Source organism: Methylobacterium sp. J-090, assembly GCF_022829345.1.
Lineage (GTDB): Bacteria > Pseudomonadota > Alphaproteobacteria > Rhizobiales > Beijerinckiaceae > Methylobacterium.
In genome coordinates this window covers 20,491-27,283 of record NZ_JAKSXV010000104.1, presented here as the reverse complement: position 1 = coordinate 27,283, position 6,793 = coordinate 20,491, and the positions used below count along the sequence as shown (strand labels likewise).

The window sequence follows — 6,793 nt, the reverse complement described above, 5'->3', positions numbered from 1 at the left end:
TTGGGTCGAGACCTGTCCGTCCGCTCTACGACCCTGTTGGGTGGTTTGCCGCCAGTCCGCTTCCGGGCGTTCGATAGCTTGTAGCGGACGTCCCTCGGTATTCAGTTTGCCTACGGCCACAAACCCATCCAGTGGGGCATTGGCGAAAGGCCGCGAGTAGCGGAGGTCCAGCCGCAGAGGCTATTTGGGGGCCTGCCTTCGGGCGAGATCGTTCAAGGCCGTCAAAGCCTCCTCGAACCGCCCCTCCGCCTCCGCATGACGCAGGAAGCCAACCCGCTCCACGAGGATCTCCGGCGGCGTCGGTAGCCGAGCAAACAACCTCATAACTTCCGCCATGAACGTATCCAGCGGCATGTAGCCGTCACGCGTCGACTGGCCGGGCGTGAGTTCAGTCTGCACCGCTGGCGGCACGAGCTCGATGACCTCGACCCGTCCCCTGAGGGCCTCCCGAAGGCTGACGGTGTAGGAGTGGATTGCCGCCTTCGTCGCACAGTACGTCGGCGTCGCCACCAGGGGTACAAAGGCTAGGCCGGACGAGACGTTGACGATTGCCGCGTCCGACTTGGTCGAAAGATGGTCAATCAGCGCATTCGTCAGGCGGATCGGACCGAGCAGATTGGTCGCGATGGTCGCCTCTGCGTCGGAAAGGTCCCGGGCGCGCGCCACGTCCTCGGCCACCATGATCCCTGCATTGTTGACGAGGACGTTGATGTCCGGGTGCTCGGCGACCACCCTCGTCGCGAACGCCGCGACCGCATCCTTGTTTCCGACATCGAGCACATAACCGAGGATGCCCGCGTTCGCCGACGTAACCGCGTCGAGGCGCTCGCGGCTCCGTCCGGCGATGATCACCCTGTTGCCCTGAGCATTGAAACGCTCGGCCAGTTCGCGTCCGATGCCGGACGCGCCCCCGGTGATGAGAATAGTGTTTCCGGTAGTCTTCATGGGAACGCCCTCGCGTCGAATCGTCATTGCCTCCGGAAGATGCCCCCACTACTCTCCTTGCGACAGAAGGCACCCAAAAGATTTATACTCACCAGAAGGAGAGTGTCGGATGACGACGGCCGTGCCCAAAGTTGATCCGGCGCCGATCGCTTCGACCCACGATTCCGAGCCAATTGCAGGTGATACGGATCCCCGGGTCGAGGCGCTCGTTCACGACCTGATCGGTCGTGTTGCCGACAAATGGACGATGCTGGTCCTCGAACTTCTCGAAGAGAAGGGCACTCTGCGCTTCACCCAGATCGCACGGCTAATCGGAAGCATCAGCCAGAAGATGCTGACGCAGACGTTACGGCAGATGGAGCGGGATGGTTTGGTGATCCGCACCGTCCATCCCGTCGTCCCACCGAAGGTCGAGTACCGGCTCACCGATCTTGGACGGAGCCTCGGCTCCGCGTTCTGCGGCGTCTGGATCTGGGCCGAGAAGAACCTCGACGCGGTCGAGGACGCACGGCGAGCCTTCGCGAAAGCTTCGGCGGGCGAACCGGCGGCATGCTGACTGACGCTGCGGGTATCCCCAGATCCGTGATGCCCGGTTGCGTAACGCGACCCGGCATAACGACTTGATCGACTTTCGGTGCCAAGAGCTGCATGACGACGTGGCCCGACCACGATCCCCGAACGCGACTTCCTTCAGGCTGGCGGGCGCTGATCGATCAAGGCCAACCGCTCCACGATCGTTCGCGGTGCAAGGATGGCCCCCGGGGCGACGACCGCGTTCGCGCCGATCCGCGTGCCGTCACCCACCAAAGCCCCGAACTTCGTGGTTCCGGTCTCGATCGCCCTGCCGCCGTGCTGGATCACGATCGATTTCTCTTCGCGTTCGTTGCGGTGGTTGGCGATGATTGCGCCCGCCTCCAAGTTGACGTCCTCCCCAAGGAGGCTGTCGCCGACGAAGTTGAAATGCGCCAGTTTCGATCCCCGGAATACGATCGTGGTCTTCAATTCCGAGCCAGGTCCCACGATGCAATCCTCGTCGACCCAGCATCCGCCCCGAATCAAGCTTCCCTGGGCGACGAGGCAGCGCGGTCCAACGATGACGGGGGCTTTCAAGGACGCGCCATCCTCCACAGTCGCCGTTCGATGGACCGCGATGCCGTCCTCGATGCGGAAGTCCGAGCCCAGACCGTCCAGCAACCCGTGAACGATCTCCCGAAGCCGTTCCACCAGGCCCCACGCCTCACGGCTCGCGAACGATGCGAACGGCGAGCCTTCGAACCGTGCGACGTGCGCTTCCAGGATACCCATTCGCCTCGTCTCCAAATTGTATCGGGAGGCCGGCGGGAGTGGCCTGCCGGTTTGAATACCCCTATTCGCGAGGCGCGCGGACGGCCTCGGCAATCATCCGTCCGATCTCGGCATAAGCGGCATCCACGTCCGTTACGGGCGCCGTGCTACCGGTGAGGTAGACCGCGGCGAGGATCGGCGCCTGCCCAGGGGGGCGCAGGATCGCCACGTCGTTGTAGGTGCCGTTGTCGCCGCTGCCGGTCTTGTCGCCGACCGTCCAGTCCGGCGGAAGGCCGGCGCGCAGGCGCTTGAACCCGGTCCGGCCGGCGACCATCCAGCCGTCCAGATGGGTACGCGTGGCTGGCGACAGGACGGTGCCGACGAGGATACGCTCCAGCGTGGCGCGCATCGCTTCCGGCGTCGTCGTATCGCGCGGATCGTCCGGAATAGCGGTGTTCAGATCCGGCTCGGTCCGGTCGAGCCGGGTCGTCGGATCACCAATGCCACGCAGCCAGGTGGTCAGTGCCGACGGCCCGCCCAAGGCGTTCAGCATGAGGTTAGCCGCGGTGTTGTCGCTCCATTCCACGGCCGCCGCACAGGCATCCGCGACCGAGATCCTGCCCGTGCCGCCGGCCGCCTCAAGCGCCTTACGGGTGACGGGAGCGTACTTAAGGAGGTCTCCCTCGCCATAGGTTAGCGTTCGATCCAGGCTCTCCGTTCCGGCATCGACCTTCGCCAACAGGGCCGCCGCCGCCAGCACCTTGAAGGTGCTGCACATCGGAAAGCGCTCGCCGGCGCGATGGCCCACTAAAGGCGATCCTTTCGACGCCCCTACGGAGACGCCGAGGCGACCGCCGATGCGGTGCTCTATCTCGCGCAAGGTGTCCGTTGCGTTCGCACCGGCGTTCCCGGGCCGCAAGACGAATGGCGCCCCCAGGCTCGCGAGCAGGAGTTTCCGGCGGGAAAGGCGATAAATCAGGGGCTGCATCGTTCCTCCCATGCTGGCGGCGAGACCGCGCTCGCGTCCTGCGAGGAGATGTCCGGGCGCCACCGGGCCGGACTTGTCGCGCCGACCTACAGGCGGGTCGATGGCGTGGACGTTCACGATTCGATCATCCACGGTCGAACGGCGCACGCCGTTGGGCGGCTGGTCGATGCCACCGAGCCGCCCGCTCACCCAACGGACGGGATGCGCGCGATCACCTTGATCTCGAAGTCGAAGCCGGCCAGCCAAGTCACGCCGACGGCGGTCCAGTTCGGATACGGCGCCGCGCCGATGATGTCCTGACGGATGGCGGACACCGTCTCGAACTGGTTGGCTGGGTCGGTGTGGAAGGTCGTGACATCCACTACGTCGTCGAACGTGCATCCGGCGGCCTTCAGGACGGCGTCCAGGTTGTCGAAGGCCCGCCGCACCTGTTGGGCGAAGTCCGGCTCGGGCGACCCGTCCTCGCGGCTGCCGACTTGGCCCGAGACGAAGAGAAGGTCGCCCGAACGGATCGCCGCCGAGTAGCGGTTGATCTCGTAGAGTGCCTGCCGCCCGTCCGGGAAGACCGCGTCTCGTTTCGTCATCTCGCAACTCCTCGGTTCGCCGAACGTCCCTTCGTGCCTTAACCACGAACGGTGATATACGCTGCGTATGTCACATGTAACTTGCATACGCCTCGTATGTCAATCCACATACGTTGGGTATGCGTAAGGGAGTCGGGCGGTGGCGACGGGACGGCGTGCAAAGACGATGGAGGAGACGCGGGCCAAGCTGGTGCAGGCCGCCCGCAAGGCGTTCGCGACCAAGGGTTACGCCGCCGCGTCGATGGACGACCTCACGGCCGAGGTCGGCCTGACGCGCGGGGCGCTCTATCACAACTTCGGCGACAAGAAGGGACTGCTCCACGCGGTGATCGACCAGATCGACGCGGAGATGGCGGACCGGCTCCGCACCGTCGGCGAACGGGCCGGATCGGCATGGGCAGGGCTACTCGACGAGTATGCCGCCTACATCGAGATGGCCCTGGAGCCGGAGATCCAACGCATCATGCTCCTGGACGGACCAGCCGTCCTAGGCGACCCCTCGCAGTGGCCGAGCCAGAACGCCTGCCTCCACGAGACGACGCGTCGTATCCAGTCCCTCGTCGACGGGGGAACCATCCGTCCCGTCGACGCGGCGGCGGCGGCGCGGCTGCTCAACGGCGCATCGCTGAGCGCTGCGCTCTGGATCGCCGCGGCGGAGGAGCCGCAGGTCAACCTCACGAAGGTCGTCGATGCCTTCAGGCTACTCGCCGCCGGGTTGCTTCGAGCTGAACCGGCTCAAGGGGATGCTAATCCGATGTCGTCCAAGAACCGCCGTCCGAAGCGACCGTAACGAACTCGTCTCCGTTGCCGTCGTCACAAGTGAAGACCGTGGGCGATCCGGTCAGGGAACGATGGTCGGACGCGCGGTCTCGTCCTTGACGAGGTTTACGAAGGCGCGGAGCGGTGCAGGCATGAACCTGTTCGAGAAGTAGAGCTGCGGCCCCTCGAACTCGGGCCACCAGTCCGACAGGACCGGCCGGAGCACGCCCGTGCCCAGGAACGGTTGCAGCCAATTCTCGAACGTCACAATGATGCCGCAGCCCCGGCAGGCCAGATCGATGGCCGCTGAGGCAGCGTCGACGCCGATGATGAGGCGACCCGGTGGATCGACGGTTATCGCCACGCCGTCCTTCTCGAACGCCCATGCGACGAGCGTCCCGCTGGAGAAGCGCAACCTTATGCAGTCGTGCAGCAGGAGGTCGTTCGGGTGGCGTGGCGTGTCTCGGGGATCGAGGTAGGCCGGGGCGGCGGCGGCCGCGACCCTCTGGGACGGTGGTCCGATCGGCACCGCGATCATGTCCTGCGCCAAGTGCTCGCCATAGCGGATCCCAGCATCGCAACCCACCGCGGCGATGTCGACGAGCCGGTCCTCGACGACGAGTTCGACCCTGACCTCGGGATTGGCCCGAAGGAACCGGTCGAGCAACGGCGGCCGGATGTCGACCATTCGACAAGCTGCGCGCCATCTCGATCACTAAGGACGGCAAGACGCTGTTTTCCGCCAACAGCGGCCGCAACACCGTCAGTGTGGTCGATGTCGCCGCCCGCAAGGTCACCTCTGAAGTCGCGGTGGGCAAGGACCCCTATGGGGCCGCGCTGACCCCGGACGGGCGCTTCGTCTATTCGGGCAATCTCAAGGACAACTCGCTCTCGGTGATCGACACCGGCAGCCTCAAGGTCGTCGCCACGGTGACCGGGCTGAACGAGCCGCGCCAGGCGATCGCGTTCTCGGCCGATAACGCCCACGCGTACGTCCTTAACCGCGACCTCAGCGTGGCCGTGGTCGACCGCGCGAAGAACGCGGTGGTTTCGACGATGAAGCCGTGAAGCGTCGCGCGCCGGGTGCCTTTCGGCGCCCGGCGCGTTCTCGATCTCGACACGTCGCGAACGCAGGACAAAGACCCCATGCTCGGCCTGTTCCAGCGCAAGGACCGCCTCATCGTCCACGGAAAGGCGCCCTACAACGCCGAGCCGCCGCTCGATCGCCTGCGGGCCGCCTTCCTGACTGATCAAGCCGACTTCTACGTCCGCAGCCACGGCGACATCCCGGACCTCGACGCCGACGGCTACCGCCTGACCGTCGACGGGATGGTCGCGACGCCCCTCGACCTCTCCCTCGCCGATCTCAAGGAACGCTTCGCGCCCGTCACCGTCACGGCGGTGATGCAATGCGCTGGCAACCGCCGGGCCGACATGCTGGCCGTGGCGCCGGTCTCCGGCGACCCGTGGGCGCCCGGTGCCATCGGTAATGCGGAATGGACCGGCGTGCGGCTCGCCGACGTGCTGCGCGCGGCCGGCATCGATGCGGATGATGAGCGCCACGTCGCCTTCGAGAGCCACGACCGGATCGCGGACACGGACACGCGCTTCGGCGCCTCGATCCCGCTCGCCAAGGCGCTGGCGCCCGAGACGCTGCTTGCCTTCGCGATGAACGGCGAGCCTCTCGCCCCCGAGCACGGCCATCCGTTGCGCGTGGTGGTGCCGGGATTTGCCGGCATCCGCAGCCCGAAATGGCTCGCCCGGATCACGGTGCAGGACCGGCCCTCCGACAACCCGATGCAGGCCGATGACTACAAGCTGTTTCCGCCCGACGTGACGGCCGAGACCGCCGACCCGGACCACGGCATCACCATCGAGGCGATGCCGTTGAACAGCGCGATCTGTGAGCCCGCCCGCGGCGCGGCGTTGAAGGCCGGCCGGCACGCGATCCGCGGCTACGCCATCGCCAGCGACCGCGCGGTCGCCCGCGTCGACGTCTCGACGGATGGCGGCCGCAGCTGGGCACAGGCCCGGATCGACCGCGATGCCGACGCGCCCTACGCCTGGACGTTCTGGGAGATCGAGCGCGAGCTGACCGCTGGCGAACATGAACTCGCGGTGCGGGCCTGGGATTCCGCCGGCCAGACGCAGCCGGCCGCGCCCGACGACACCTGGAACTACAAGGGCTACCTCAGCGCCGCCTGGCACCGGGTGCGTGTGACGGTCGCCTGAC

The 6,793-nt window shown here is 66.3% G+C and carries 9 protein-coding genes; 4 read left to right on the top strand and 5 right to left on the bottom strand.

The window, feature by feature from the left end:
• Nucleotides 1-180: 180 nt before the first annotated feature.
• A complete protein-coding gene (locus MKK49_RS21340; protein WP_244031893.1) occupies nucleotides 181-945 on the bottom strand; it encodes an SDR family oxidoreductase in 765 nt (254 codons plus the stop codon).
• A gap of 109 nt (nucleotides 946-1,054) precedes the next feature.
• Between MKK49_RS21340 and MKK49_RS21335 the strand changes: the two genes are divergently transcribed.
• On the top strand, nucleotides 1,055-1,501 hold the full coding sequence (locus MKK49_RS21335) for a winged helix-turn-helix transcriptional regulator (protein WP_244031892.1): 447 nt from the start codon (nucleotides 1,055-1,057) through the stop codon (nucleotides 1,499-1,501).
• Between the two features lie 134 nt (nucleotides 1,502-1,635).
• Here MKK49_RS21335 and MKK49_RS21330 read toward each other — a convergent pair whose 3' ends face one another.
• The 3 genes from MKK49_RS21330 to MKK49_RS21320 form a co-directional block, all read right to left on the bottom strand.
• The gene (locus tag MKK49_RS21330; protein ID WP_244031891.1) at nucleotides 1,636-2,250 is read right to left on the bottom strand and encodes an LpxA family transferase; all 615 of its coding nucleotides are present in this window, start codon (nucleotides 2,248-2,250) and stop codon (nucleotides 1,636-1,638) included.
• Between the two features lie 61 nt (nucleotides 2,251-2,311).
• Nucleotides 2,312-3,217, bottom strand: coding sequence for a class A beta-lactamase (bla, locus tag MKK49_RS21325; RefSeq protein WP_279595694.1), 906 nt, complete (start codon nucleotides 3,215-3,217; stop codon nucleotides 2,312-2,314).
• A 185-nt stretch (nucleotides 3,218-3,402) separates the two neighbouring features.
• Complete coding sequence (locus MKK49_RS21320; RefSeq protein WP_244031889.1) at nucleotides 3,403-3,801, bottom strand: RidA family protein; 399 nt, start codon at nucleotides 3,799-3,801, stop codon at nucleotides 3,403-3,405.
• A gap of 139 nt (nucleotides 3,802-3,940) precedes the next feature.
• Here MKK49_RS21320 and MKK49_RS21315 point away from each other — a divergent pair, with 139 nt between their 5' ends.
• Nucleotides 3,941-4,591, top strand: coding sequence for a TetR/AcrR family transcriptional regulator (locus MKK49_RS21315; RefSeq protein ID WP_244031888.1), 651 nt, complete (start codon nucleotides 3,941-3,943; stop codon nucleotides 4,589-4,591).
• 51 nt (nucleotides 4,592-4,642) lie between these two features.
• Here the strand turns inward: MKK49_RS21315 and MKK49_RS21310 are convergent, their stop codons facing one another.
• On the bottom strand, nucleotides 4,643-5,227 hold the full coding sequence (locus MKK49_RS21310) for a LysR substrate-binding domain-containing protein (protein ID WP_244031887.1): 585 nt from the start codon (nucleotides 5,225-5,227) through the stop codon (nucleotides 4,643-4,645).
• A 29-nt stretch (nucleotides 5,228-5,256) separates the two neighbouring features.
• On the opposite strand from MKK49_RS21310, the gene MKK49_RS21305 reads away from it, so the two are divergent.
• Nucleotides 5,257-5,628 carry a beta-propeller fold lactonase family protein gene (locus MKK49_RS21305; protein ID WP_279595692.1) on the top strand — a complete coding sequence of 124 codons (372 nt, stop codon included), beginning with the start codon at nucleotides 5,257-5,259 and terminating at the stop codon, nucleotides 5,626-5,628.
• A gap of 78 nt (nucleotides 5,629-5,706) precedes the next feature.
• A complete protein-coding gene (locus MKK49_RS21300) occupies nucleotides 5,707-6,792 on the top strand; it encodes a molybdopterin-dependent oxidoreductase (protein WP_244031886.1) in 1,086 nt (361 codons plus the stop codon).
• Nucleotide 6,793: the final 1 nt, after the last annotated feature.

Bases quoted from the DNA above. Each gene is read 5' to 3' on its own strand.
- MKK49_RS21340 (WP_244031893.1), bottom strand. From the start codon at position 945: ATGAAGACTACCGGAAACACTATTCTCATCACCGGGGGCGCGTCCGGC.
- bla (WP_279595694.1), bottom strand. From the start codon at position 3,217: ATGCAGCCCCTGATTTATCGCCTTTCCCGCCGGAAACTCCTGCTCGCG.
- MKK49_RS21320 (WP_244031889.1), bottom strand. From the start codon at position 3,801: ATGACGAAACGAGACGCGGTCTTCCCGGACGGGCGGCAGGCACTCTAC.
- MKK49_RS21300 (WP_244031886.1), top strand. From the start codon at position 5,707: ATGCTCGGCCTGTTCCAGCGCAAGGACCGCCTCATCGTCCACGGAAAG.
- MKK49_RS21330 (WP_244031891.1), bottom strand. From the start codon at position 2,250: ATGGGTATCCTGGAAGCGCACGTCGCACGGTTCGAAGGCTCGCCGTTC.
- MKK49_RS21335 (WP_244031892.1), top strand. From the start codon at position 1,055: ATGACGACGGCCGTGCCCAAAGTTGATCCGGCGCCGATCGCTTCGACC.